Annotated in this window: 17 protein-coding genes, 1 pseudogene and 1 riboswitch; of the genes and pseudogenes, 10 read left to right on the top strand and 8 right to left on the bottom strand. The window is 64.1% G+C overall.

The features are described from left to right. Nucleotides 1–2 precede the first annotated feature (2 nt). From JV551A3_RS28930 to trhA, 4 genes are all read left to right on the top strand, one after another. On the top strand, nt 3–2057 hold the full coding sequence (locus JV551A3_RS28930) for a methyl-accepting chemotaxis protein (RefSeq protein ID WP_133975910.1): 2055 nt from the start codon (nt 3–5) through the stop codon (nt 2055–2057). A gap of 48 nt (nt 2058–2105) precedes the next feature. Next, nucleotides 2106–7058: a hybrid sensor histidine kinase/response regulator gene (locus JV551A3_RS28925; RefSeq protein WP_133975908.1), complete on the top strand. Its 4953-nt coding sequence runs from the start codon at nt 2106–2108 to the stop codon at nt 7056–7058. Further along, nucleotides 7051–7524, top strand: a complete 474-nt coding sequence (locus tag JV551A3_RS28920) for a chemotaxis protein CheW (protein WP_133975906.1) — start codon at nt 7051–7053, stop codon at nt 7522–7524. Before JV551A3_RS28925 ends, JV551A3_RS28920 begins: the two co-directional genes overlap by 8 nt. A 208-nt stretch (nt 7525–7732) precedes the next feature. Further along, nucleotides 7733–8350, top strand: a complete 618-nt coding sequence (gene trhA / locus JV551A3_RS28915) for a PAQR family membrane homeostasis protein TrhA (protein ID WP_013974522.1) — start codon at nt 7733–7735, stop codon at nt 8348–8350. Here trhA and JV551A3_RS28910 read toward each other — a convergent pair whose 3' ends face one another. Both JV551A3_RS28910 and JV551A3_RS28905 read right to left on the bottom strand, forming a co-directional pair. Continuing rightward, the gene (locus JV551A3_RS28910; protein ID WP_133975904.1) at nt 8351–9070 is read right to left on the bottom strand and encodes a 16S rRNA (uracil(1498)-N(3))-methyltransferase; all 720 of its coding nucleotides are present in this window, start codon (nt 9068–9070) and stop codon (nt 8351–8353) included. It lies immediately after the preceding gene. A 129-nt stretch (nt 9071–9199) separates the two neighbouring features. Next, on the bottom strand, nt 9200–10606 hold the full coding sequence (locus JV551A3_RS28905) for an adenosylmethionine--8-amino-7-oxononanoate transaminase (RefSeq protein ID WP_133975902.1): 1407 nt from the start codon (nt 10604–10606) through the stop codon (nt 9200–9202). Nucleotides 10607–10871: 265 nt separating this feature from the next. Between JV551A3_RS28905 and JV551A3_RS28900 the strand changes: the two genes are divergently transcribed. The 3 genes from JV551A3_RS28900 to JV551A3_RS28890 all read left to right on the top strand — a co-directional run bounded on the left by JV551A3_RS28900 (nt 10872) and on the right by JV551A3_RS28890 (nt 14175). After that, nucleotides 10872–12737, top strand: coding sequence for a flavin monoamine oxidase family protein (locus tag JV551A3_RS28900; RefSeq protein ID WP_133975899.1), 1866 nt, complete (start codon nt 10872–10874; stop codon nt 12735–12737). Between the two features lie 273 nt (nt 12738–13010). Continuing rightward, on the top strand, nt 13011–13562 hold the full coding sequence (locus JV551A3_RS28895; protein ID WP_133975897.1) for a cytochrome b: 552 nt from the start codon (nt 13011–13013) through the stop codon (nt 13560–13562). 34 nt (nt 13563–13596) lie between these two features. Then, nucleotides 13597–14175 carry a YceI family protein gene (locus JV551A3_RS28890; protein ID WP_133975895.1) on the top strand — a complete coding sequence of 193 codons (579 nt, stop codon included), beginning with the start codon at nt 13597–13599 and terminating at the stop codon, nt 14173–14175. A gap of 158 nt (nt 14176–14333) precedes the next feature. Here JV551A3_RS28890 and JV551A3_RS28885 read toward each other — a convergent pair whose 3' ends face one another. From JV551A3_RS28885 to ahcY, 5 genes are all read right to left on the bottom strand, one after another. Then, on the bottom strand, nt 14334–16226 hold the full coding sequence (locus tag JV551A3_RS28885; protein WP_177421386.1) for a DEAD/DEAH box helicase: 1893 nt from the start codon (nt 16224–16226) through the stop codon (nt 14334–14336). 219 nt (nt 16227–16445) lie between these two features. Then, nucleotides 16446–17234 (bottom strand): substrate-binding periplasmic protein, encoded by a 789-nt coding sequence (locus tag JV551A3_RS28880; RefSeq protein WP_133975893.1) that lies wholly within the window; start codon nt 17232–17234, stop codon nt 16446–16448. A gap of 165 nt (nt 17235–17399) precedes the next feature. Continuing rightward, complete coding sequence (locus tag JV551A3_RS28875; RefSeq protein ID WP_133975891.1) at nt 17400–18476, bottom strand: hypothetical protein; 1077 nt, start codon at nt 18474–18476, stop codon at nt 17400–17402. 92 nt (nt 18477–18568) lie between these two features. Beyond that, nucleotides 18569–19414: a methylenetetrahydrofolate reductase [NAD(P)H] gene (metF, locus tag JV551A3_RS28870; protein ID WP_025340893.1), complete on the bottom strand. Its 846-nt coding sequence runs from the start codon at nt 19412–19414 to the stop codon at nt 18569–18571. A gap of 166 nt (nt 19415–19580) precedes the next feature. Continuing rightward, the gene (gene ahcY / locus JV551A3_RS28865; protein WP_025340892.1) at nt 19581–20990 is read right to left on the bottom strand and encodes an adenosylhomocysteinase; all 1410 of its coding nucleotides are present in this window, start codon (nt 20988–20990) and stop codon (nt 19581–19583) included. Between the two features lie 20 nt (nt 20991–21010). Beyond that, a riboswitch (S-adenosyl-L-homocysteine riboswitch) is annotated at nt 21011–21107 on the bottom strand. 178 nt (nt 21108–21285) lie between these two features. Here ahcY and JV551A3_RS28860 point away from each other — a divergent pair. After that, entirely contained in the window at nt 21286–21687 is a 402-nt protein-coding gene (locus tag JV551A3_RS28860; RefSeq protein WP_009399312.1) for an acyl-CoA thioesterase, read from the top strand. 116 nt (nt 21688–21803) lie between these two features. Here the strand turns inward: JV551A3_RS28860 and JV551A3_RS28855 are convergent, their stop codons facing one another. Further along, on the bottom strand, nt 21804–23039 hold the full coding sequence (locus JV551A3_RS28855; RefSeq protein ID WP_133979341.1) for a cation:proton antiporter: 1236 nt from the start codon (nt 23037–23039) through the stop codon (nt 21804–21806). A 292-nt stretch (nt 23040–23331) separates the two neighbouring features. Here JV551A3_RS28855 and JV551A3_RS28850 point away from each other — a divergent pair, with 292 nt between their 5' ends. Then, nucleotides 23332–24165 carry an EamA family transporter gene (locus JV551A3_RS28850; RefSeq protein ID WP_133979339.1) on the top strand — a complete coding sequence of 278 codons (834 nt, stop codon included), beginning with the start codon at nt 23332–23334 and terminating at the stop codon, nt 24163–24165. 28 nt (nt 24166–24193) lie between these two features. After that, nucleotides 24194–24297 (top strand): annotated as a pseudogene (locus JV551A3_RS31545) (MAPEG family protein); the annotation flags it as partial.

Below are 24297 nucleotides of genomic sequence, written 5' to 3'. Positions count from 1 at the left end.
ACGTGAACAAGCCTGCCACCCCCGTCACCAGCGTGACCCCACGTACCCGCAGCATCGCGCAGATCACCGTGCTGTTCCTGATCCTGATCCTGTCGATCATCCTGCTGTTCGCCAACTTTGCCTACCTGAACACCCAGTCCAACTACGACAAGCAGTACATCGGCCACGCCGGTGAACTGCGGGTGCTGTCGCAGCGCATCGCCAAGAACGCCACCGAAGCCGCCACCGGCAAGGCCCTGGCCTTCAAGCTGCTATCGGACGCGCGCAACGATTTCGAACGGCGCTGGGGCTACTTGCGTGAAGGTGACAAGTCCACCGGCCTGCCACCTGCGCCGCCCACGGTGCGTGACGAGATGGAAGCGGTACGCCGCGACTGGGAAAACCTGCGCAAGAACACCGACACCATCCTGGCCAGCGAGCAGACCGTGCTGTCGCTGCACCAGGTGGCGGCGACCCTGGCCGAGACCGTGCCGCAGTTGCAGGTGGAATACGAGAAAGTGGTCGAGATCCTGCTGCAGAGCGGTGCCCCGGCCAACCAGGTGGCGGTAGCCCAGCGCCAGCTGCTGCTGGCCGAACGCATTCTCGGCTCGGTCAACACAGTGCTGGCCGGTGACGATGCCGCGGCCCAGGCAGCCGACGCCTTTGGCCGCGATGCCGGGCGCTTCGGCCAGGTACTCGAGGGCATGCTCAGTGGCAACGCGGCGATCCAGGTGACCCGCGTAGAGGACGCCGATGCCCGCGCGCGCCTGGCTGAAATTGCCGAGCTGTTCCAGTTCGTTGCAGGCTCGGTGGATGAAATCCTCGAAACATCGCCAGAGCTGTTCCGCGTGCGGGAGGCAGCAGGCAACATCTTCAGCCTGTCGCAAACCCTGCTCGATGAGGCCTCGCACCTGGCCAACGGTTTCGAGAACCTGGCCGGCGGGCGCACGCTCGACACCGTCGGCGGTTATGCCCTGGGCCTTCTGGCGCTGGCTTCGATCATCCTCATCGGCCTGGTCATGGTACGCACCACCAACCGCCAGCTGCGCGAGACGGCGGAAAAGAACGAACGCAACCAGCAGGCGATCATGCGCCTGCTCGACGAAATCGAAGAGCTGGCTGACGGCGACCTGACCGTGACCGTATCGGTGACCGAGGACTTCACCGGCGCCATTGCCGATTCGATCAACTATTCCGTGGACCAGTTGCGCGACCTGGTCGCCACCATCAACCACAGCGCCGTACAGGTCGCTGCTGCCGTGCAGGACACACAGAACACCGCACGCCAGCTGGCGAAGGCCTCCGAGCACCAGGCCGAACAGATCAGCGAGGCATCCGAGGCGGTCGGCGACATGGTCGAATCGATCGACCGGGTTTCAGCGCATGCCTATGAGTCTGCCAAGGTGGCCGAGCGCTCTGTGGCAATCGCCAACAAGGGCAACGAGGTGGTGCACAACACCATCAACGGCATGGACAACATTCGCGAGCAGATCCAGGATACTGCCAAACGGATCAAGCGCCTCGGTGAATCGTCCCAGGAAATCGGCGATATCGTCAGCCTGATCGACGACATTGCCGACCAGACCAACATCCTGGCCCTCAACGCGGCGATTCAGGCTTCGCTGGCTGGCGAGGCCGGCCGTGGGTTCGCCGTGGTCGCCGACGAAGTGCAGCGCCTGGCCGAACGTTCGTCGTCGGCCACCCGGCAGATCGAGGCGCTGGTGCGCACCATCCAGGCCGACACCAACGAGGCGGTGATCTCCATGGAGCAGACCACCGCCGAGGTAGTACGCGGTGCCCGCCTGGCCCAGGATGCCGGGGTGGCGCTGGCCGAGATCGAAGGCGTATCGCAGAACCTCGCCGACCTTATCCACAGCATCTCCGATGCCGCCCAACTGCAGACTTCGTCTGCCGGGCAGATCTCCCACACCATGGCGGTCATCCAGCAGATTACCGCGCAGACCTCCGCCGGCTCCAGCGCCACTGCCGACAGCATCCGCCACCTGGCGCGCATGGCCAGCGAGATGCGCCGTTCGGTGTCCGGGTTCACCCTGCCGCCACCAGCAGAGCCCAAGTGAAGAGCCCGGCTGATGAGCTCTACTGAGAAGCCGCGCCTAGGAGTGCCCATGGCTGTAGCAGCTGTAAGCCCCGAGCGCCACGACACGGTGGCGCTGGCCTGGACCAAGGCCGCCATCCTCGACTGCCTGGGCCAGGCGCGCCAGGCGCTGGAGCGCTTTGCCGGCGAGCCCGGCGACCTGTCGATGCTGGCATTCGTGGTCGACAACCTGCACCAGGTGCACGGCTGCCTGCGCATGCTCGAACTGCGCGGGGCCACGCGCCTGGCCGAAGAACTGGAGCTATTCGCCAAGGCCCTGGCCGATGGCCAGGTCAGCCCCCGCGGTGATTGCCTGGGCGCATTGTTCCGCGGCCTGGAGCAACTGCCGTCGTATCTGGAGCGCCTGCGCGGCGCCCGCCACGACCTGCCATTGGTGATGCTGCCGCTGCTCAACCAGCTGCGGGCTTGCCGTGGCGAGGAGCCACTGGCGCAGGCCAGCCTGATCAGCGGCGCCACCCAACGCTTTGCCGGTGCCGACGACCTGGCCAACCTCGACCTGTCGCTGGGCAACTGGCGCGAGCAACTGCAGGCAGGGCCCGGACGCGATGCCCTGCGCTCGGTGGTGACTGCGCTGTGCGACGACCTGGTGCGCATCAAGGAGCGCCTGGACCAGTTCGTGCGCGGCGATCGCCAGCACAGCGAGCAGCTCGATGCCCTGCTGGCACCCTTGCGCCACGTGGCCGACACCCTGGCAGTGCTGGGCTTCCAGCAGCCACGCCGGGTGATCATCGACCAGGTGCTGGCGCTGCAGGCTCTGGCCCAGGGCGAGCGGGCGGTGGACGACGCGGTGTTGATGGATGTAGCAGGGGCCCTGCTGTATGTGGAGGCCACGCTCAATGGCATGGTCGGCCCGCTGGAGGAAAACGGCCAGGGCGGCCTGCCGGGCTCGGACCTGGCCGAGATCCGCCAACTGGTGTTGAACGAATCGCTGAACGTGCTGCAGCAGGCCAAGGACCTGATTGGTGATTGCCTGGAGTCCAACTGGCCGCGGCAACGCCTGCAGCCTTTGCCCGGGCTGTTGCAGCAGATTCGCGGTGCGCTGGCGATGTTGATGCTACCGGCGGTGGCCGAGCTGTTTGCCGGTTGCGCCAGCTATGTGCAGCGCTGGCTGCAACATCTGGATGTAGAACCGCCAGCCGACGAGCTGACGCACCTGGCCGAGGCCCTGAGCGCTGCCGAATGCTACTTGCAATGGCGGGTGGCGGACCCACTGGCGGATGGCCAGCCCTTCATCGAAATGGCGCGTACCAGCCTGGCGACGCTGGGTGTGCACTGCGCGCTGGTCGAGGCCACCGCAGGCCACGATGGCAGCGCTGATGGCATCGACGACGAGCTGCGTGAAGTGTTTCTCGACGAGGCTGGTGAACTGCTGCCGGAAATCGAGCGCCATTGGTTGCGCTGGCGTGCCGACAACCAGCAGCGCGAGGCACTGGCAGAAGTGCGCCGCGCCTTGCATACGCTCAAGGGCAGCGGGCGCATGGTACATGCCGAGGCGGTGGCCGAGCTGGCCTGGGGCGCCGAGCACCTGTTGAACCGGGTACTCGAGGGCCGCAGCGTGCTCAGCCCGGAAGGCGTAGTGGCCCTGCAGCAGGTCTTCGTTCACCTGCCCGACCTGCTGGCCGATTTTGCCGCAGGCCAGTTGCCGCAACTGACGGAAATCGAGCAACTGGCCGGGCACCTGCATGCCCTGGCCGAAAATGATGCCCCGGTGGCGGCTGACATCGACGGCCTCGACCCGCAATTGCTGGATATTTTTCGCAGCGAGGCGCAGGGCCACCTGGCCAGCCTGGATGCTTTTCTGCAGGGCGCCGACGGCCACGATACGCAGGTCAGCGATGGCCTGCAGCGCGCCCTTCACACGCTCAAGGGCAGTGCCGCCATGGCCGGGGTGATGCCAGTCGCCGAACTGGCCACCGCCTTCGACCGCCTGGCACGTGAATACAAGGGCCACCAACTGCCCCTGCAAATGGCCGAGATCGAATGGCTGGAAGCTGCGCGCTCGCTGTTCCATTTGGGCCTGGCGCAACTCGACAGCACACCGCTGGCGGCCATCCCCGGCGCCGCAGAGCTGATCGAGCAGGTCGGCCAGGCGGTGGACGGGCACCTGGCCAGCTTGCATGGCGACCCGCAGCATGCGCGGCGTAGCAAGCGCGACCCGCAATTGACTGCCAGTTTCCTGGCCCAGGCCATGGATATCCTGCTGGAAGCCGAGTCGTTGCTGTCACGCTGGCAGGAGCAGCCCGGCCAGCGCGATGCGCTGGAAACCCTGCTCGACGAACTGACATCCCTGGGCCACGCCGCACACCTGGCCGACCTGTGGCAAATGGATGATGTGTGCGAGGCTTTGCTCGACCTGTACGGCGCCGTTGAGGAGGGCAGTCTGCCCGCTGATGCACGGTTCTTCGCCCATGTGCAGCGGGCCCATGAGGCCCTGCTCGACATGCTCGACGAAGTGGCGGCTGGGCAGGACATCCCGCCCAGGGCAGAGCTGGTCGACAGCCTGCGCAACCTGCTAGGTCAGGCCCTGGCACCGGAGGCCACTGGCCTGGTGGGCATCGACACCGTCACGCCGCTGCACCCGGACATGGACCTGGCCGATACCCTTGGCCTGGGGCAGGCGCACAACCCTTTGCTTCCGCCTGTGGCCGAACCGCTGATCGAAGAGCCGGAAAGCCCGGGCGAAGAGCTGCTGGACGTCTTCCTCGAAGAAAGCTCGGACATCGTCGAGAGTGCCGCCGCAGCCCTGGCGCGCTGGCAGGCCGACCCGCGCAGCAGCGTCGAGGTGGACAACCTGATGCGCGACCTGCACACCCTCAAGGGCGTGGCGCGCATGGTCGAAATTGCGCCGATCGGCGACCTGGCCCACGAACTGGAGTTCCTCTACGAGCTGCTGGCCGCTGGCCGTATGCCGCCGAGCGCACCACTGTTCGCCTTGCTGCAGAACTGCCATGACCGCCTGGCGCACATGCTCGATGCCGTGCGTCTGCGGCAACCGCTGCATGCCGCCACCGCGCTGATCGACTACATCCGCAACTTCAGCTTCTCGGCCCTGGCCGACAGCGCCGCCGGCCAGGGGCCGGTCGAGGCCGCGACCAGTGAGGCGCCTGCGGCAGCTCCCGAGCGGGCGCCAGGCGACATGGTCAAGGTCGATGCCGAGTTGCTCGACGACCTGGGCAACCTGGCCGGTGAGCACTCGGTCATCCGTGGGCGCATCGAGCAGCAGGTCAACGATGCGCAGTTCACCCTCAACGAGATGGAAACCACCCTCGAGCGCATGCGCGACCAGTTGCTGCGCCTGGACATCGAGACCCAAGGGCGGATCTCCAGCCGACAGCAGTTCGAAGGCGATGCCTATGACGACTTCGACCCGCTGGAAATGGACCGCCACTCGCAGCTGCAGCAGCTGTCGCGGGCCCTGTTCGAGTCCGCCTCGGACTTGCTCGACCTCAAGGAAACCCTGGCACAGCGGGCCCAGGAGGCCTACAGCCTGCTGCAGCAGCAGGCGCGGGTGAACAGCCAGTTGCAGGAAGGCCTGACCGCTACCCTGATGGTGCCCTTCGAGCGCCTGGTACCGCGCTTGCAGCGGGTGGTGCGGCAGGTGGCCAGCGAGCTGGGCAAGCAGGTGGAGCTGGTGGTCGGCAATGCCGAGGGCGAACTGGACCGTAGCGTGCTCGAACGTATGGTGGCGCCGCTGGAGCACATGCTGCGCAACGCTGTTGACCATGGCCTGGAAAGCCGCGAAATGCGCCTGGCCGCCGGCAAGCCGGAGCAGGGCACCATTCACCTGAATCTGTTGCACGAAGGCGCCGACATCGTTATTGAAATGACCGACGACGGTGCCGGCGTGCCACTGGAAGCGGTGCGCCGCAAGGCCATAAAGCGCGGCCTGCTGGACCCGCAGGCGCAATTGAGCGATCACGAGATCCTCCAGTTCATCCTGCGCCCGGGCTTTTCCACGGCCGAGAAGATCACCCAGATTTCCGGGCGCGGCCTGGGCATGGATGTGGTACACGAGGAGGTCAAGCAGCTGGGCGGCTCGATGAGTATCGAGTCGGCCCAAGGCAAGGGCGCGCGCTTCCTGATCCGCCTGCCGTTCACCGTGTCGGTCAACCGTGCGCTGATGGTGCACCTGGGCGAAGAGCAGTACGCCATTCCGCTGAACACCATCGAGGGTATCGTCCGCGTGCCGCCGGCCGAGCTGGCGGCGTGCTACCAGCTGGACGCCCCGCGGTATGTGTATGCTGGCCACGAATACGAGCTGCGCTACCTGGGTGAGCTGCTGCAGGGTATGCCGCGCCCGGCATTGCTCGGGCAGAGCGTTCCGCTGCCGGTGCTGCTGGTGCATTCCCAGGAGCAGTCGTTCGCCATCCAGGCCGACAGCCTGTCGCCCAGCCGCGAGATCGTGGTGAAAAGCCTGGGGCCGCAGTTTGCCGCGGTTGCAGGTTTGTCGGGGGCGACGTTGCTGGGCGATGGCCGGGTGGTGCTGATTCTCGACCTGCTGGGCCAGTTGCGTGGCCAGCAGCGGCGCCTGGCGCGCCTGCCGGGCGGCGACGCGGCCCGGCGCCAGGTGTTCGGCCCGGCGCCACGGCGGTCGTTGCTGGTAATGGTGGTGGATGATTCGGTGACCGTGCGCAAAGTCACCAGCCGCCTGCTGGAACGCCATGGCATGAGCGTGCTGACGGCCAAGGACGGGGTCGATGCCATGGCCCTGCTGGAAGAACATCGCCCCGACGTGTTGTTGCTGGATATCGAGATGCCACGCATGGACGGCTTCGAGGTGGCCACACGCATCCGTCGTGACGAGCGGCTGAAAGACCTGCCGATCATCATGATCACCTCGCGCACCGGGCAGAAGCACCGCGACCGTGCCATGGCCATCGGCGTCAACGAATACCTGGGCAAGCCGTACCAGGAGTCGATCCTGTTGCAGAGCATTGCTCATTGGAGCCAGACCCATGCTTGAATTGATCGCTGGCCAGCGCAGCAGCCTGACCGGGCTTTTGCTGCCGTTGGGCGACCGTACCCTGGTGTTGCCCAACGTGGCGGTGGCTGAACTGAGTGGCCAGCGCAACCTGGTGTGCCAGCGCGGCGAGCCGGCCTGGCACCTGGGCTGGATCGACTGGCGCCAACAGCGCCTGCCGCTGATCGGTTTCGAAGCCGCATGTGGCGGAGAAACACCCTGCGGCGAGCGGGCTCGCGTGGTGGTGCTCAATGCCTTGGGTGATACCGGGCTGCGTTACCTGGCGTTGTTGCTGCAGGACATACCGCGCTCGTGCAAGCTCGACAGCCAGCTGAACTACGTGGATGTGGCGCTGGGGCGCCTGGAGCTGGCGGCGGTGCAGGTGGGTGAACAGGTGGCACGGGTGCCCGACCTGGTGGGGCTGGAGCGGCTGGTGCGTGACGCGCAATTGCAACCTGAGCTTGGGTAGGATGTAAGCCATAGGGCTTGATCGTTTGGTTGTGGGAGCGGCCTTGTGTCGCGAAAGGGGCGCGAAGCGGCCCCAGGATCTCATTGTCACAGCCCTGATTGCTGGGGCTGCTCCGCAGCCCTTTCGCGACACAAGGCCGCTCCCACAAAGAGCGAGGCCATCAGCATCACATCAGGAACCCAGCCCACCTCAGGAGGTCTGTGTTTGCATGTACTACGGTGAACGCTTCAATGCCTGGACCCACCTGGTCGGTGCCGTCCTGGCCTGTATCGGTGCCATCTGGCTGATCGTGGTCGCGGGCCTGCAGGGCGACCCTTGGAAGATCGTCAGTTTCTCCATCTACGGCAGCACCTTGCTGTTGCTGTACAGCATTTCTACCCTGTACCACAGCACTCGCGGGCGGGCGAAGGTGATCATGCGCAAGCTCGATCACCTGTCGATCTACCTGCTGATCGCTGGCAGCTACACGCCGTTCTGCCTGGTCAGCCTGCGCGGGCCCTGGGGCTGGAGCCTGTTCGGGGTGGTCTGGGGGCTGGCGGTGATCGGCATGCTGCAGGAGATCAAGCCGCGCTCCGAGGCGCGCATCCTGTCGATCATCATCTATGCAGTGATGGGCTGGATCGTGCTGGTGGCGGTCAAGCCATTGCTGCACTCGCTCGGCAGCGCCGGCTTTGCCTGGCTGGCTGCCGGCGGGGTGTTCTACACCGTCGGTATCATCTTCTTCGCCTTCGACAGCCGCTTCCGCCACTGGCATGGCATCTGGCACCTGTTCGTGATCGCAGGCAGCCTCATGCACTTCGTGGCGGTGTCGTTCTACGTGCGCTAGTTAAAAGTCGCCCCACAGTTGCTGTGCCACCGACAATGCCACCACCGGTGCGGTTTCGGTGCGCAGCACGCGTGGGCCCAGGCGTGCTGCGTGAAAACCGGCAGCCTTGGCCTGGTCGACCTCCGCTTCGCTCAGGCCGCCTTCGGGGCCGATCAGGAAGGCCAGGGTGGCAGGCTTGGCATGGCTGGTGAGCGGTTCGGCCACTGGGTGCAGGACCAGTTTCAGGTCGGCCTTGGCGCATTTCAGCCATTCGGCCAGGGTCACTGGTGGGTGGATGACCGGCAAGGTCGAGCGGCCGCATTGTTCGCAGGCACTGATGGCCACCTGGCGCCAGTGGACCAGGCGTTTGTCGGCGCGTTCGTCCTTGAGCCGCACTTCGCAGCGTTCGCTGACGATCGGGGTGATTTCGTTGGCGCCCAGCTCGGTGGCTTTCTGGATCGCCCAGTCCATGCGCTCACCACGGGACAGGCCTTGGCCGAGGTGCACGTGCAGTGGTGAGTCGGCTTGGCCGGCGAGGGCCTGGTCGAGGTTGACGCGGACGGTTTTCTTGCCCACTTCGAGCAACTGGCCGCGGTATTCCTGGCCGCTGCCGTCGAACAGCTGCACGGCATCGCCAGGGGCCATGCGCAGTACGCGGCCGATGTAGTGGGCCTGGGCTTCGGGCAGGTCGTGCTCGCCAAGGCTCAGGGGGGCGTCGATGAAGAAGCGGGACAGTCTCATGGTTGAGCTCAAGCTAAAGGGAGAAGGTGGTCCCTGTGGGAGCGGGTTCACCCGCGAATGCGGCGGTGACTCCACTATTGCATTCGCGGGTGAACCCGCTCCCACAGAGTACGCGGCGGGCTTTCGGGCTTAGCCCGGGTCACGGAAGTCGGGGTGGAAGTTGGCCGGTACGGCCACGCTGACGCTATCGCGGGTGGCGATGTCGATGCCTTCGCTGGCCACTTCTGCCAAAAAGTCGATCTGCTCTGGCGTAATCACATAAGGCGGCAGGAAGTACACCACGCTGCCCAGCGGCCGCAACAGGGCGCCACGAGTCAGGGCATGCTCGAACACTTTCAGACCACGGCGCTCCTGCCACGGGTAGGCGACCTTGCCGGCCTTGTCCTGGACCATCTCGATAGCCAGGGCCATGCCGGTCTGGCGAATCTCGGCCACATGCGCGTGGTCGGCCAGGTGCGCGGTGGCGGTGGCCATGCGGGTGGCCAGGGCCTTGTTGGCCTCGATCACGTTGTCCTGCTCGAAGATATCCAGGGTTGCCAGCGCCGCGGCGCAGGCCAGCGGGTTGCCGGTGTAGCTGTGCGAGTGGAGGAACGCGCGCAGGGTCGGGTAGTCGTCGTAGAACGCCTGGTACACCTTGTCGGTGGTCAGGCAGGCGGCCAGTGGCAGGTAACCGCCGGTCAGGGCCTTGGACAGGCACAGGAAGTCGGGGCGGATGCCGGCCTGTTCGCAGGCGAACATGGTGCCGGTGCGGCCGAAGCCCACGGCGATCTCGTCGTGGATCAGGTGCACGTCGTAGCGGTCGCAGGCCTCGCGCAGCAGCTTGAGGTACACCGGATGGTACATGCGCATGCCGCCCGCCCCCTGGATCAGCGGCTCGACGATCACCGCACTGATCGAGGCGTGGTGCTCGGCCAGTGTCTGCTCCATGGCCTGGAACATGTTGCGCGAGTGCTCTTCCCAGCTCATGCCTTCGGGCCGCAGGTAGCAGTCGGGGCTGGGCACCTTGAGGGTGTCGAGCAGCAGTGCCTTGTAGGTTTCGGTAAACAGCGGCACATCGCCGACCGACATGGCGGCGATGGTTTCGCCGTGGTAGCTATTGGTCAGGGTGACGAAGCGCTTCTTGCCTGGCTTGCCGACGTTCTGCCAGTAGTGGAAGCTCATCTTCAGCGCCACTTCGATGCACGACGAACCGTTGTCGGCATAGAACACCCTGTCGAGGCCGGCGGGGGTCATGGCTACAAGACGTTCGGACAGCTCGATCACCGGCTGGTGGCTGAAACCGGCCAGGATCACGTGCTCCAGCTGGTCGACCTGGTCCTTGATGCGCTGGTTGATGCGCGGGTTGGCGTGGCCAAACACGTTGACCCACCAGCTGCTCACCGCATCCAGGTAGCGCTTGCCTTCGAAGTCTTCCAGCCACACGCCTTCGCCGCGCCTGATCGGGATCAGCGGCAGCTGCTCGTGGTCTTTCATCTGGGTGCAGGGGTGCCACAGGACCTTGAGGTCGCGTTGCATCCACTGATCATTGAGGCCCATGGGCACTTCTCCTGGCTTTGCGGCTTGGTTCGACCGCGTAAGCCTAAGCAATGCCGCAGGGCAGGACAACCGCCGCTGTTCATCGGGTTGCCAGCTTCGCTTGCCACCGTTCGAATTCGCCGCAGGTAAAAATGTCAGTGGCGAAAAGGACTTGATGTCACTGCGCTGGCAGGGTCGGCGGACCTGACGTATTCTTAACGCATCTCTCCCGGGGCATTCCTGCCTCTCCCCGTTTCTGTAACCCCCTGACTCGGAGTTCGCCGACATGGCTGCTGCTTGGGTGCGCCTGTGCGCGTTGGTATTGATTGGTGTGTCCAGCGGCGCCGCGCTGGCAAAGGACAAGACACCTTCGGCGATCGTCGTGGGTGGCGGCCTGGCGGGCCTGACGGCCGCCTACGAGCTGCAGAGCAAAGGCTGGCAGGTGACGCTGCTGGAAGCCAAGCCAGGCATGGGCGGGCGCTCGGGCCTGGCCACCAGCGAGTGGATCGGCAACGCGAAGGCGCAGCCGGTGCTCAACCAATACCTCGACCGTTTCAAACTTGAAACACTGCCGGCACCGGAGTTCGTCCGTACCCCCGGTTACCTGATCGACGGCGAATATTTCAGTGCCACCGACCTGGCCACCAAGCAGCCGGCCACCGCCGAGGCGCTCAAGCGTTACGAGAAAACCCTCGATGACCTGGCCCGTTCGATCGACGACCCGCTGAACCCGCAAGCCAACAGCACGCTGTTCGCCCTCGACCAGATCAACGTCTCCACCTGGCTGGACAAGCTGCAACTGCCGTCCACCGCCCGTCAGCTGGTCAACCAGCAGATCCGTACCCGCTACGATGAGCCATCGCGTCTGTCGCTGTTGTACTTTGCCCAGCAGAACCGCGTATATCGCGGCGTCAGCGACCGTGACCTGCGTGCCGCGCGCCTGCCCGGCGGCAGCCCGGTACTGGCCCAGGCATTCGTCAAGCAACTGAAGACAATCAAGACCAGTTCGCCGGTTACCTCCATCGTCCAGGACAAGGACGGTGTCACGGTCAAGGTTGGCAGCGTCGGCTATCAGGCGGATTACCTGGTCATGGCCGTCCCTCTGCGTGCCCTGGCCAAGATCCAGATGACTCCGGGCCTGGACAGCCAGCACCTGGCGGCGTTGAAAGGCACCAACTATGGCTGGCGCGACCAGCTGATGCTCAAGTTCAAGAAGCCGGTGTGGGAAAGCCGTGCGCGCATGTCGGGCGAAATCTTCAGTAACGCTGGTTTGGGCATGCTGTGGATCGAGCCTGCGCTCAAGGGTGGCGCCAACGTGGTGATCAACCTGTCGGGTGACAACGCCCGTCTGCTGCAGGCGTTCGGCGACAAGCAAATGGTCGACCAGGTGCTGATTCGCCTGCATGCGTTCTACCCGCAGGCGCGTGGCTCGTTCACCGGCTACGAGGTCAAGCGCTACAGCACCGACGCCGGTACCGGCGGCGCCTACCTGGCCTATGGCCCGGGCCAGATCAGCAAGTACTGGCGCCTGTGGGAGCGCCCGGTGCAGCGCATCAGCTTTGCCGGTGAGCATACCGACGCCCTCTACCCAGGCACCCTGGAAGGCGCCCTGCGCAGCGGCCAGCGCGCGGCCAGCCAGGTACAGGACTTGCTGGCCGGCAAGTCGTTCGACCCGGCCAAGGCGGCACCGGTGGCGGCAGCAGCAGCTGCAGGTGCCGTGGCGGCCAAGGAGAGCAAGGGTGGGTTCTTCTCCAATATGTTTGGCGGCTCTGACGACAAGGGCGACAAGGCTGACAAGGCCCCTGCCAAGGCCGAGCCGAAAAAGGACGAGGAGGCCAGGCAGGACAAGCCGGGCTTCTTCAAGCGCCTGTTTGGCGGGGCGGACAAGCCTGAGGTGAAGGCCGAGCCGATCGCCAAGGCTGAAGAAGTGGCGCCGGCACCTGCGCCAGCGCCACAAGCAGCGCCGGCCCCGGTTGCGCCAGCACCAGTGGTCAAGGAAGCGGCGGCCAAGCCTGCTGCGACCAAGGCTGCATCTGGCAAGCATGCACCGGCGCACAAACCGGCCCACAAGCCTGCCGAGGCCAAGAAAGCGACTGCCAAGTCCGAACCGGCCAAGAAAGCTGTAGCCAATACCCAAGCCAAGGCCGGTTGATTTATTAACAGTGCCGGCCCTTTCGCGGGTAAACCCGCTCCCACAGGGTCGGCGCAGTTCCTGATGCCTGTGCCGGACCTGTGGGAGCGGGTTTACCCGCGAAAGGGCCGGCACTGGCAACCGCGAACGCTCCGTCTATCGTTAATGTTTCCTTAATGGCAAGGTTACAGAATACATATCGGATTTCTCGATAATCCAAAGCAATTTTTTCCGCTTTTCTTCGATACGTTACGCGTTAGTCTGTGCACAGCTTTCACGGGGAAACACGTCAACATGCAACTGCGCAATTCACCTTCTCGCTACGGCGTGGTCAGCATCGTCCTGCACTGGGGCGTGGCTCTGGCAGTCTTCGGCCTGTTCGGCCTGGGCCTGTGGATGGTCGGTCTCGACTATTACAGCCCTTGGCGCAAGGCCGGCCCGGACCTGCACAAGAGCATCGGCCTGGTGCTGCTGGCGGTGATGCTGCTGCGGGTGGTCTGGCGCTTCATCAGCCCGCCGCCACCGGCACCGGCCAACCACGGCGCATTCACCCGCCTGGCAGCCAAGTTGGGCCACCTGGCCCTGTACGTGGGGCTGTTCGCGGTAATGATCGCCGGTTACCTGATTTCCACCGCCGACGGTGTCGGCATTCCGGTGTTCGGCCTGTTCGAAGTGCCAGCACTGGTCAGCGACCTGCCCGACCAGGCAGACCTTGCTGGCGTGATTCATCTCTGGCTGGCATGGGGCTTGGTGATTTTTGCCGTGCTGCATGGCCTGGCAGCGCTCAAGCACCATTTCATCGACCGTGACGCGACCCTGACCCGCATGCTGGGCCGCAAAGCTTGACTCTCAACCTCAATTGCATAGGAAGGAAGTAAGGATGTTGAAAAAGACTTTTGCCGCTCTGGCGCTCGGTACCGCTCTGCTCTCCGCTGGCCAGGCCATGGCTGCCGAGTACAAGATCGACAAGGAAGGCCAGCACGCGTTCGTTGACTGGAAGATCAGCCACCTGGGCTACAGCTTCATTCACGGTACCTTCAAGGACTTCGACGGCAACTTCACCTGGGACAGTGCCAAGCCTGAGGCCAGCAAGATCAGCGTCGACCTGAAAACCGCCAGCCTGTGGTCGAACCACGCCGAGCGTGACAAGCACATTGCCAGCGCCGACTTCCTCGATGTGAAGAAGTACCCGGAAGCCAAGTTCGTCTCCACCAGCGTCAAGTCGACTGGCGACAAGACCGCTGACGTGACTGGCGACCTGACCATGCACGGTGTGACCAAGCCGGTTACCTTCAAGGCTACCTTCAACGGTGAAGGCAAGGACCCATGGGGCGGTGAGCGCGCTGGTTTCAACGCAACCACCACGCTGAACCTGAACGACTTCGGCATCAAGGGCCCGGGCGCTACTTCGCAGACCCTGGACCTGGATATCAGTGTTGAAGGTGTAAAGCAGAAGTAATTTGCTTTAGCTGAAATACCGAGGGGGCTGCTTCGCAGCCCTTTCGCGACACAAGGCCGCTCCCACAGGTATTGCGCAGATTTCACTTGCAGCGCAATACCTGTGGGAGCGGCCTTGTGTCGCGAAAGGGCCGCAAAGCGGCCCCCTCATACTTTTTGTCAGCCCTTGCGGGTCAGTAGCGCCGGGCGCTCACCGCGCGGGCGGCTTGGCAGGTCATCCAACTGCTCGGGCGTCGGGTAACGGTCGAGCTTGGACTCCTTGCGGATGATTACGGGCTGTTTTTCCGGCTGGCGCGGGTTGCGCACGGCCGGCTCTTGCCGGGCAGCATCGTCACGGGCCGGGCGGCCACGGCCGCCACCTTCACGGCGGGCACCGCCACCGTTGTTGGCGCGGGGTGGACGTTTCTCGCCGCCACCGCCACCGCCGCTGCGCGGCTGGCCGCTATTGCGAGCTTGGCCACCGGCGTTGCTGCGCTGGCCATTACCCTGGCCCTGACCTTGGCCGGCATTGCCACCCGGGCGGCGATTGCGGCCCTGGTTCTTGCCCTGGTACGGGCTGACATAGTCGGCACGGTTGCCGAAGTTGTCGATATCGTCGTCCAGGAATTCTTCCGGATCACGGTCGACAGGCGCTTTCGGCACGCTGCTGTTGCTGGCTTGCTGTTGCTGCTGGCGCGGCTTCTTGTCACGCGGCTTGCGTTGCTGCTGTTGCTTGTCGCCGCTCTTTTCCTTGTCGGCCGGCTTGTCCGCAGCCTGTTGCTTGGCCTTGCCTTTATCCTTGCCCTTGTCCTTGCGGCCGCCGTTGGCGTCTTTGCCGCCTTCGCCACGGGCCTGCTGGTTGCGACCACCACGGCCGTTATTCTGCTGGCGTTCGCGCACTTCAGGCTTTTCGGCTTCTACCTGGCTGGCGTCGAAGCCCATCAGGTCGCCGTCCGGGATCTTCTGCCTGGTTACCCGCTCGATGCTCTTGAGCAGCTTCTCTTCATCCGGCGCAACCATGGAAATGGCCTCGCCCGAACGACCGGCACGGCCGGTACGGCCAATGCGGTGGACGTAGTCTTCCTCGACATTCGGCAGCTCGAAGTTGACCACGTGCGGCAACTGGTCGATGTCCAGCCCACGGGCGGCGATGTCGGTGGCGACCAGCACGCGAACGCTGTTGGCCTTGAAGTCGGCCAGCGCCTTGGTGCGGGCGTTCTGGCTCTTGTTGCCGTGGATCGCGGCGGCGGTCAGGCCGTGCTTTTCCAGGTATTCGGCCAGGCGGTTGGCGCCGTGCTTGGTGCGGGTGAACACCAGCACCTGTTCCCAGGCGCCCTGGGTGATCAGGTGCGCCAGCAGTGCGCGCTTGTGGCTGGCCGGCAGGCGGTAGACGCGCTGTTCGATACGCTCGACGGTAGTGTTCGGCGGGGTCACCTCGATACGCTCCGGGTTGTGCAGGAGCTTGTCGGCGAGGTCGGTGATGTCCTTGGAGAAGGTGGCCGAGAACAACAGGTTCTGGCGCTTGGCCGGCAGGCGGGCGAGGACCTTCTTGACGTCATGGATGAAGCCCATGTCGAGCATGCGGTCGGCTTCGTCCAGCACCAGGATTTCCACGTGGGCCAGGTCAACCTTGCCTTGGCCGGCCAGGTCTAGCAGGCGGCCGGGGCAGGCGACCAGCACGTCCACACCCTTGGCAATGGCCTGGATCTGCGGGTTCATGCCGACGCCGCCGAAAATGCAGGCGCTGACCAGTGGAAGGTCACGGGCATAGACCTTGAAGCTGTCATGCACCTGGGCTGCCAGTTCGCGGGTCGGGGTCAGGACCAGCACGCGAGGTTGGCGCGGGCCGTGGCGCTGCGACTTGTCGGGGTGGCCGGCCGGGAACAGGCGCTCGAGGATCGGCAGGGCGAAACCGCCGGTTTTACCAGTACCTGTCTGTGCGGCGACCATCAGGTCGCGGCCTTGCAACACGGCGGGAATCGCCCGCTGTTGCACGGGGGTCGGCTGGGTATAGCCCGCAGCCTCGATAGCGCGGACAAGAGCCTCGGAGAGACCGAGGGAAGCAAAGGACATGGGCAATCCTGTTCTCGTGTGGGCTGGGCCCGTTTGGGATGTTCTGCCTGGCGCGACGGGCATCGGTGGGATGCGATCGCGTCCGGTCCAGCTGGGCTTTCACTGCACATCCGGGTAGCGGAGGGTGGACGCGAAGGCGCGTCGATGCCGATCGGGATGCCTGTTGCGAGGCCGAGCGTCCGGGCGTGAGCCGGGCGGGAAGGCCCGAGTATAACAGAGCTATCGCGCTGTGCTGCTTTCCTGCTGCTCAACGGCGTTGAGAATGTTTCCGATGTCGTCTGTGTAGCGGTTACTTATAGCTGCATAAGCCGGTTCCCGCTTGAAGCGCTGCAGTTCCATGGCGAAGGCCTGGGCCAGTGCCTCCCGCCCCGGCTTGCGCACCAGCCCCAGGTATTGCGGCTGACGGCTGATAACGAGTGGCAGCTCCTCGACCTGCTGTTGCAGGCCCAGATGGCGCAGCAGGTAATGGCCGACCCTGCGGTCGGTAATTGCCAGGTCGATGCGGCCCAGCATCAGCTTGCCGAAGTTGGCTTCGTGGGTAGGCGCGGCTTCGCGCCTGAAATGTATGGCCTCGTTGAACGTAGCACCATAGGCGTAGCCGGGCGAGGTGCCGACAGTGAGGCCGGCAAGGTCATCCAGAGCCTTGACGGCATGGCGACGTGCGCTGGCCTGGAACAGGACGAACTCCACTTCCGACATGGGTTCGGGGGCGTATACCAGGTAGGGCCGGCGCGACTCGGTCTGGAAGATGTCCATGATGCCGTCGGCCTGGCCCTGCTCGATCATTGCCAGGCAGCGCTTCCATGGCAGGAATTCCCACTGCACTTCGACGCCAAGGCGTTCGAACACGCGGGTGGTGACTTCGTAGTCGATGCCGCGCGGCTGGCCGTCGTGCTGGTACACATAGGGTGCCCAGTCGTCGGTCACCAGGCGCAGCCGCTCGCCCAGGGCCAGCGGGCTCAGGCAGGCGAGAAACAGGATCCAGAACAGACGGGCGACGGGTGGCATGGCCGGAGATTACGCGCTCGGCCTGTCCAAGGCCAGCGGGCGTGATGGTCTCCTGTGCCGGCCTCTTCGCGGGTGAACCCGCTCCCACAGGATCTCTGCTGGCTTGCAGGCTCGTGCTGTAGTTGTGGGAGCGGGTTCACCCGCGAAGAGGCCGCCACTGTTCCATCAAGTGTGGGAGGACCTCAGCAGATGCGCCTCGATATCCTTGCGCCGTTCGCCCAGTGACAGGCGCATCCCAGGGTGGCGCAGGCACTGGCGCAGTTGCTCGGGCTCCATGTGGCCATGGCGGGCATTGAGGTTTTCCAGGGCCTTGTCCCACCAGGCTGGCGCGCAGGCGCGGTCGAACTCATTGGGGTAGGGGTAGCAGCCATACAGCAGCTCGCGGGCGAATTGGCGCTCATGGCTGGGCAGGGTCATGCTCAGCGCCTTGTAACCCAGGCGTTGCAGGGCCGGCGGCCGTGGCAGCTGGTCATTGACCAGGGACACGTCGGCCAGCGCCGCGTGGCTCAGCGGGTCATGGCCATGCTTGCGCAGCCAGGCCTGGATCTTGGCGCGAAACTGCGCCTTGCGGCTCCAGTAGTGATGGATGACATCTGTGCATTCGGCCAGCTCCAGCGTGCGGTAGGCCGCCACCGCCAGGCAGAACTCCTCGAGGGTATAGGCCTCGCGAGCCAGGGGGTGGAATTCGTCCATCATGGCGATGGAGCGGTCCAGGGTGCCGGCGTCTTCGGCGTTGAGGCCGATCACCCCGGAGTTGACCAGTGGCATCTGGCAATCGGCCAGGCCCCTGGACTCGAGAATGGCCAGCAGGTTCTTGTACAGCAGGCACTTCTGGTTGCTGCCATAGCGCGCACCGATGGCATTGCACAGCAGGCGGCCGGGGGCTACCCGGGCAAACAGCTCCAGCGGCGACTTGCGGAAGAAGGTGTCGGTGTCGATCAGCACTGCCAGCGGGTATTGCTGCAGCACCTGACGCAACAGCACATGCTTGCTGCGGAAGTGGTAACCGTGAGGGGCGTTCCATGCCTGGCGCGTGGCTTCGTCCAGCTGGTGTACGGTGACCGGCAGGCCGGCATAAGGTTGCGGGTTGTCGGTGTAGACCTGGATGTCCATGGCTTCGCCTGCTGCCGTACCCAGATGGGCGAGGGCGCTGACGATGCTGAAGCAGGCTTCCTGATGGTAGGTTGCCGGGCCAAAAGCCAGGTAGACGAGCTGTGGACGCGATGGCTGGGGGTGCTGCATGGCAGGCAAGACCTGTTTAACCGGAAAATGAATAAGGCTTTAGTCTATGACCAAAGCCTTAATCAAATCTTAAACAGATTTTGCAAAAAATTTCAGCGCGGCAGCTTCAGGTTGTTCCAGATCGCCAGGCTCGGCTCGGCCTGGTTCAAGGTATAGAAGTGCAGGCCCGGTGCGCCGCCTTGCAGCAGCTGTTCGCACATGCGGGTGATCACTTCTTCGCCGAACGCCTGGATGCTGGCGGTGTCGTCGGCATAGGCTTCCAGCTGCTTGCGGATCCAGCGCGGGATCTCGGCGCCACAGGCATCGGAGAAGCGTGCCAGCTTGCTGTAGTTGGTGATCGGCATGATGCCAGGCACCACCGGGATGTCCACGCCCAGCTTCTGCGCGCGCTCGACGAAGTAGAAGTAGCTGTCGGCGTTGAAGAAGTACTGGGTAATGGCGCTATCGGCACCGGCCTTGACCTTGTGCACGAAGTTGGCCAGGTCAGCCTCGAAGTTGCGGGCCTGGGGGTGCATTTCCGGGTAGGCGGCCACTTCCAGGTGGAAATGATCGGCGGTTTCCTGGCGGATGAATTCGACCAGGTCGCTGGCGTAGCGCAGTTCGCCACTGGCCATGCCCATGCCTGACGGCAGGTCACCACGCAGGGCAACGATGCGCTTGATACCAGCAGCCTTGTATTCGGCCAGCAGGGCACGCAGTTCGGCCTTGGTGTCGCCAACGCACGAAAGGTGCGGCGCGGCAGGCACCTTCACTTCGCTTTCCAGCTGCAGCACGGTGTTCAGCGTGCGGTCGCGGGTCGAACCACCGGCACCGTAGGTGCAGGAGAAGAAGTCCGGGTTGTATGCGGCAAGCTGGCGGGCCACGCCCATCAGCTTTTCGTGACCGGCATCGGTCTTGGTCGGGAAGAACTCGAAACTGTAACGGCGTTCCTGGGACATCAGGCGTTCCTCTAGCAGCAAGCTTCAAGCGGCAGGCTGCAAGTAAAAGCCAGACCGGTCATGGCCGGCCTGGCTTGGGCATCGTTCAAGATCCTTGATGCTTGAGCTGCAAGCGGCAATGGCACGGTCTGCCTTTGATTGCCGCTTGAGCCTTCAAGCTTGCCGCTTAGTAGCGGTAGGCGTGCGGCTTGAACGGGCCTTCGACGGTCACACCAATGTAGTCGGCCTGCTGCTTGGTCAGCTGGGTGACCACGCCGCCGAAGCCGCGGACCATTTCCAGGGCCACTTCTTCGTCGAGCTTCTTCGGCAGTACTTCAACAGTCAGGCGCTCGGCCTTCTTCTCGGCCGACAGGTCGGCGAACTTCTGCTCGAACAGGAAGATCTGCGCCAGTACCTGGTTGGCGAACGAACCGTCCATGATGCGGCTTGGGTGGCCGGTGGCGTTACCCAGGTTGACCAGGCGGCCTTCGGCCAGCAGGATCAGGTAGTCGTCGTTCTGCGGGTCGAAGCTGCCAGCGCCGGTGCGGTGGATCTTGTGCACCTGCGGCTTGACCTCTTCCCAGGCCCAGTTCTTGCGCATGAAGGCGGTGTCGATCTCGTTGTCGAAGTGGCCGATGTTGCACACTACGGCACGCTTCTTCAGCGCCTTGAGCATGTTGGCGTCGCAGACGTTGACGTTACCGGTGGTGGTCACGATCAGGTCGATCTTGCCCAGCAGGGCCTTGTCGATGCTGGCTTCGGTGCCGTTGTTGATACCGTCGATGAACGGCGAAACCACTTCGAAACCGTCCATGCAGGCCTGCATGGCGCAGATCGGGTCGACTTCGGTGACCTTGACGATCATGCCTTCCTGACGCAGCGACTGGGCCGAGCCCTTGCCCACATCACCGTAGCCGATCACCAGGGCCTGCTTGCCCGACAGCAGGTGGTCGGTACCACGCTTGATGGCGTCGTTAAGGCTGTGACGGCAGCCGTACTTGTTGTCGTTCTTGCTCTTGGTAACCGAGTCGTTGACGTTGATCGCCGGGACTTTCAGCTCGCCCTTGGCCAGCATGTCCAGCAGGCGGTGCACGCCGGTGGTGGTCTCTTCGGTCACACCGTGCACGCGCTCCAGCACTTGCGGGTATTTCTTGTGCAGCAGCTCGGTCAGGTCGCCACCGTCGTCGAGGACCATGTTGGCGTCCCATGGCTGGCCATCCTTGAGGATGGTCTGCTCCAGGCACCACTCGTACTCCTGCTCGGTTTCACCTTTCCAGGCGAACACCGGGATACCGGCGGCGGCGATGGACGCGGCGGCCTGGTCCTGGGTGGAAAAGATGTTGCAGGACGACCAGCGCACTTCGGCACCCAGGGCGACCAGGGTTTCGATCAGCACGGCGGTCTGGATGGTCATGTGGATGCAGCCCAGGATCTTCGCACCCTTGAGCGGTTGCTCGGCCAGGTACTTGCGACGCAGGCCCATCAGTGCAGGCATTTCCGATTCGGCGATGATGGTTTCGCGACGACCCCAGGCGGCCAGGGAGATGTCGGCGACTTTGTAATCGGTAAAACCAGCAGGCATGTTTGCAGCGCTCATGAGAGCCTCCATTCGTAGTGTGCGAATGGGCGCCGTTGTGCGTTAAGCGCCCGCGAGAGCGAGCAACGCCCCATCCGAGCCTGACAGGCCTAGCCTGCTGCAGCGCCCCTCGGATGGGTGGCGGGCATGGCGCCGCTGTGGGCGGCCATGTGAAGCGGCGAAGATTATAGCCGCGCCCGGCGGCTTGCCCAAGGTTTTCTGTCGATTAATCGCGACGATAGTCGATGTTCAATGGAGCGACAGCGGCCGCTCTGCCATCATTGCTGTACGTTAGCCAAGCAGGTCAGGAGTACAGATGAACTTTCATACCCGCAAGTGGGTTAAACCCGAAGACCTCAACCCAAACGGCACTTTGTTCGGTGGCAGCCTGCTGCGCTGGATCGACGAAGAGGCAGCGATCTACGCCATCGTCCAGCTGGGCAACCAGCGCGTGGTGACCAAGTACATATCGGAAATCAACTTCGTCAGTGCCTCGCGCCAAGGCGACATCATCGAGCTGGGTATCACCGCCACCGAGTTTGGCCGCACCTCGATCACCCTCAAGTGCGAAGTGCGCAACAAGATCACCCGCAAGGCCATCCTCACGGTCGACAAGATGGTCTTCGTCAACCTTGGCGAAGACGGCCTGCCGGCGCCCCACGGGCGGACCGAGATCAAGTACATTCAGGACCAGTTCCCCGATTCGGCAGTGGAATGAACATTCTGGGGCTGCTTTGCAGCCCATCGCGACACAAGGCCGCTCCTACAGGGGAATGCAATCTCCTGTAGGAGCGGCCTTGTGTCGCGATGGGTCGCAAAGCGGCCCCTGCATTCTCAAGGCTGGGCGCTGACCTTGCGCACCACCCGCCCGATGCTCAACCCCTGCACCAGGATCGACGACAGCACCACGATGTAGGTAATCGACAGCAGCAGGTCACGTTCCGCGCCCAATGGCAGCGACAGCGCCAGGGCCACCGACACCCCACCGCGCAGGCCGCCCCAGGTCAGCACACGCACCGTGCCTTTTGGCACCGGGCGCCAGCGTCGCAGCAGCACGATCGCCGGGGCCACCGTCAGCAGCCGCGACAGCAGCACCGCCAGCGCCAGCACGCTGCCGGCCGCCAGGTGCATCCAGTTGAATGGCAGCAGCAACAGTTCCAGGCCGATCAACGCGAACAGCAGGGCGTTGAGCATGTCGTCGATCAGTTCCCAGAAACCATCCATGTAGCGACGGGTCATGTCGTTCATCGCCAGGTTGCGCCCCAGATTGCCGATGATCAGCCCGGCCACCACCATGGCGATCGGCGCCGAAACGTGCAGCTCGTAGCACATCGCCGAGCCGCCGATGACCAGCGCCAGGGTCAGCATCACTTCCACCTGGTATTGCTCGACACTCTTGATCATGCGGTAGGTGGCGTAGCCGATCAGCCCGCCGAACACTACGCCGCCGATGGCCTCGCGGGCGAACAGAACGGCCGTATCGGCCATGCTTGGCGTTTCGCCCAGCTGGATGATGCCCAGCAACACGGTGAACACCACCACGGCGGTGCCGTCATTGAACAGCGACTCGCCGACGATGGTGGTTTTCAAGGGTTTGGAGGCATTCGCGGTACGCAGCGCGCCCAGTACGGCAATCGGGTCGGTGGGCGAGATCAGCGCACCGAACAGCAGGCAATAGATCAGCGGTACCTGCCAGCCGAACAGGGCGAACACCCAGTGCGACAGGTAGCCGATGACGACCGTGGCGATCAGCACACCGACGGTGGCCAGCAGGCCGATCGGCCAGCGGTAGCTGCGCAGGTCGGAGAGGTTGACGTGCAAGGCGCCGGCGAACAGCAGGAATGCCAGCATCCAGTGCATCAGCAAGTCGTTGAAGTCGATCTGGTTCATCAGCCCTTCGACGCGCGCTTCCAGGCCAGGGAAGCCGATCAGGCTCAGGCCCTGCAGCATCAGGGAAAACAGCAGCGCCGTTACCATCACGCCAATGGCGGGGGGCAGGCCGATGAAACGGTAATTTACATAGGTGAGGAGGGTGGTAAGGCAGATAAACGCGGCAACTAGTTCAAGCATCCCGAATCCTGTAAGAGTGGCTTCCAAGTCGTAACCCGAATGGCTCGGGCAGTTCTTTGATGACCTGGCGCGGGGTTCGGGACACAAGGTTTGACCGGATTCGTTCCAATCGTTCCCATGTAAGGGGGCTGCTGCGCAGCCCAATCGCCGGCAAGCCAGCTCCCACAGGTACTGCATCAGCCTTGAAAGCAACGCGGTCGAGGTGGGAGCTGGCTTGCCGGCGATTGGGCCGCACAGCGGCCCCCGAACGCTATATAGTCCCAGCCAGAAACAGCCATAAGGACAACAAGGCGTGTTGGCAACATCCCTGGTGCTGGTCGCTGCCCTGCTGCATGCGACCTGGAATACCCTGATCAAATTCAGCGGCGAACGCTTGCTGGTGATTGCCAGCATGGACACGGTGGCGCTGGCCTTCGCGGTGCTGGCAGTGCCCTTCGTCGAGCTGCCGCCAGCCAGCATATGGCCGTGGTTGCTGGCCTCGGCGCTGGCCGAGCAGCTGTACCGCTTTCTGTTGATCCAGGCGTATCGCGTGGGTGACCTGGGCCTGGTCTATCCTCTGATGCGCGGGCTATCACCGCTGGTGGTGCTGGGCCTGACCCTGGCGTTTGCCGGGGAATCGCTGAGCCAGCAGCAGATCATCGGCATCCTGCTGATCCCCTGTGGCATGGCCTGCCTGCTGTGGCAGGGCGGTGGCGGGGACCGGCTGCCCTGGTCGATGCTGCCGGTTGTTGCCCTGATCGGCCTGTGTATTGGCTGCTACACCTGGTTCGACGGCCAGGCCGTGCGCCTGTGGGGCAAGCCTTGGGACTACCTGGTGTGGCTGACTTTGCTCAGTGCCTGGCCCTTCCCGCTGCTGGCCAGCGTGGCGCGGCGTGCGCCGTTCGTATTGTTCTGGCGCCTGCAGTGGCGCCTGGGGCTGGCAGTGGGGCTGTGTGTATTGCTCAGTTACGCGCTGGTGCTGTGGGCCATGCACCTGGGGTCGGTGGCCGAAGCGGCGGCGTTGCGCGAGTTGAGCGTGATCCTGGTGGTGCTGCTGGGCATGCGCTACCTGAAAGAACCTTTTGGCGGGCCGAGACTCCTAGCTTGCGGGCTGGTGTTGGCCGGCATGCTGGTAATGAAGCTTTGACCCGAAGACTGAACAAGGAGTCCTGTCCATGACTGTTGCCCTGTGGTGCATCCTGATCGCGCTGTTCTTGCCACCACTGTGTGCGTTGATCGCCAAAGCCGGTAGTGGCCGCTTCCGCCTGCGCGACAACCA

The sequence above is a fragment of the Pseudomonas inefficax genome (assembly GCF_900277125.1).
Taxonomy (GTDB): Bacteria; Pseudomonadota; Gammaproteobacteria; order Pseudomonadales; family Pseudomonadaceae; genus Aquipseudomonas; species Aquipseudomonas inefficax.
This window is presented reverse-complemented; position numbering and strand designations above follow the sequence as displayed.

What these genes read in the sequence shown, in the direction of transcription:
- JV551A3_RS28925 (WP_133975908.1), top strand. Translation starts at nt 2,106, where the DNA reads ATGGCTGTAGCAGCTGTAAGCCCCGAGCGCCACGACACGGTGGCGCTG.
- JV551A3_RS28920 (WP_133975906.1), top strand. Translation starts at nt 7,051, where the DNA reads ATGCTTGAATTGATCGCTGGCCAGCGCAGCAGCCTGACCGGGCTTTTG.
- trhA (WP_013974522.1), top strand. Translation starts at nt 7,733, where the DNA reads ATGTACTACGGTGAACGCTTCAATGCCTGGACCCACCTGGTCGGTGCC.
- JV551A3_RS28910 (WP_133975904.1), bottom strand. Translation starts at nt 9,070, where the DNA reads ATGAGACTGTCCCGCTTCTTCATCGACGCCCCCCTGAGCCTTGGCGAG.
- JV551A3_RS28905 (WP_133975902.1), bottom strand. Translation starts at nt 10,606, where the DNA reads ATGGGCCTCAATGATCAGTGGATGCAACGCGACCTCAAGGTCCTGTGG.
- JV551A3_RS28900 (WP_133975899.1), top strand. Translation starts at nt 10,872, where the DNA reads ATGGCTGCTGCTTGGGTGCGCCTGTGCGCGTTGGTATTGATTGGTGTG.
- JV551A3_RS28895 (WP_133975897.1), top strand. Translation starts at nt 13,011, where the DNA reads ATGCAACTGCGCAATTCACCTTCTCGCTACGGCGTGGTCAGCATCGTC.
- JV551A3_RS28890 (WP_133975895.1), top strand. Translation starts at nt 13,597, where the DNA reads ATGTTGAAAAAGACTTTTGCCGCTCTGGCGCTCGGTACCGCTCTGCTC.
- JV551A3_RS28885 (WP_177421386.1), bottom strand. Translation starts at nt 16,226, where the DNA reads ATGTCCTTTGCTTCCCTCGGTCTCTCCGAGGCTCTTGTCCGCGCTATC.
- JV551A3_RS28880 (WP_133975893.1), bottom strand. Translation starts at nt 17,234, where the DNA reads ATGCCACCCGTCGCCCGTCTGTTCTGGATCCTGTTTCTCGCCTGCCTG.
- JV551A3_RS28875 (WP_133975891.1), bottom strand. Translation starts at nt 18,476, where the DNA reads ATGCAGCACCCCCAGCCATCGCGTCCACAGCTCGTCTACCTGGCTTTT.
- metF (WP_025340893.1), bottom strand. Translation starts at nt 19,414, where the DNA reads ATGTCCCAGGAACGCCGTTACAGTTTCGAGTTCTTCCCGACCAAGACC.
- ahcY (WP_025340892.1), bottom strand. Translation starts at nt 20,990, where the DNA reads ATGAGCGCTGCAAACATGCCTGCTGGTTTTACCGATTACAAAGTCGCC.
- JV551A3_RS28860 (WP_009399312.1), top strand. Translation starts at nt 21,286, where the DNA reads ATGAACTTTCATACCCGCAAGTGGGTTAAACCCGAAGACCTCAACCCA.
- JV551A3_RS28855 (WP_133979341.1), bottom strand. Translation starts at nt 23,039, where the DNA reads ATGCTTGAACTAGTTGCCGCGTTTATCTGCCTTACCACCCTCCTCACC.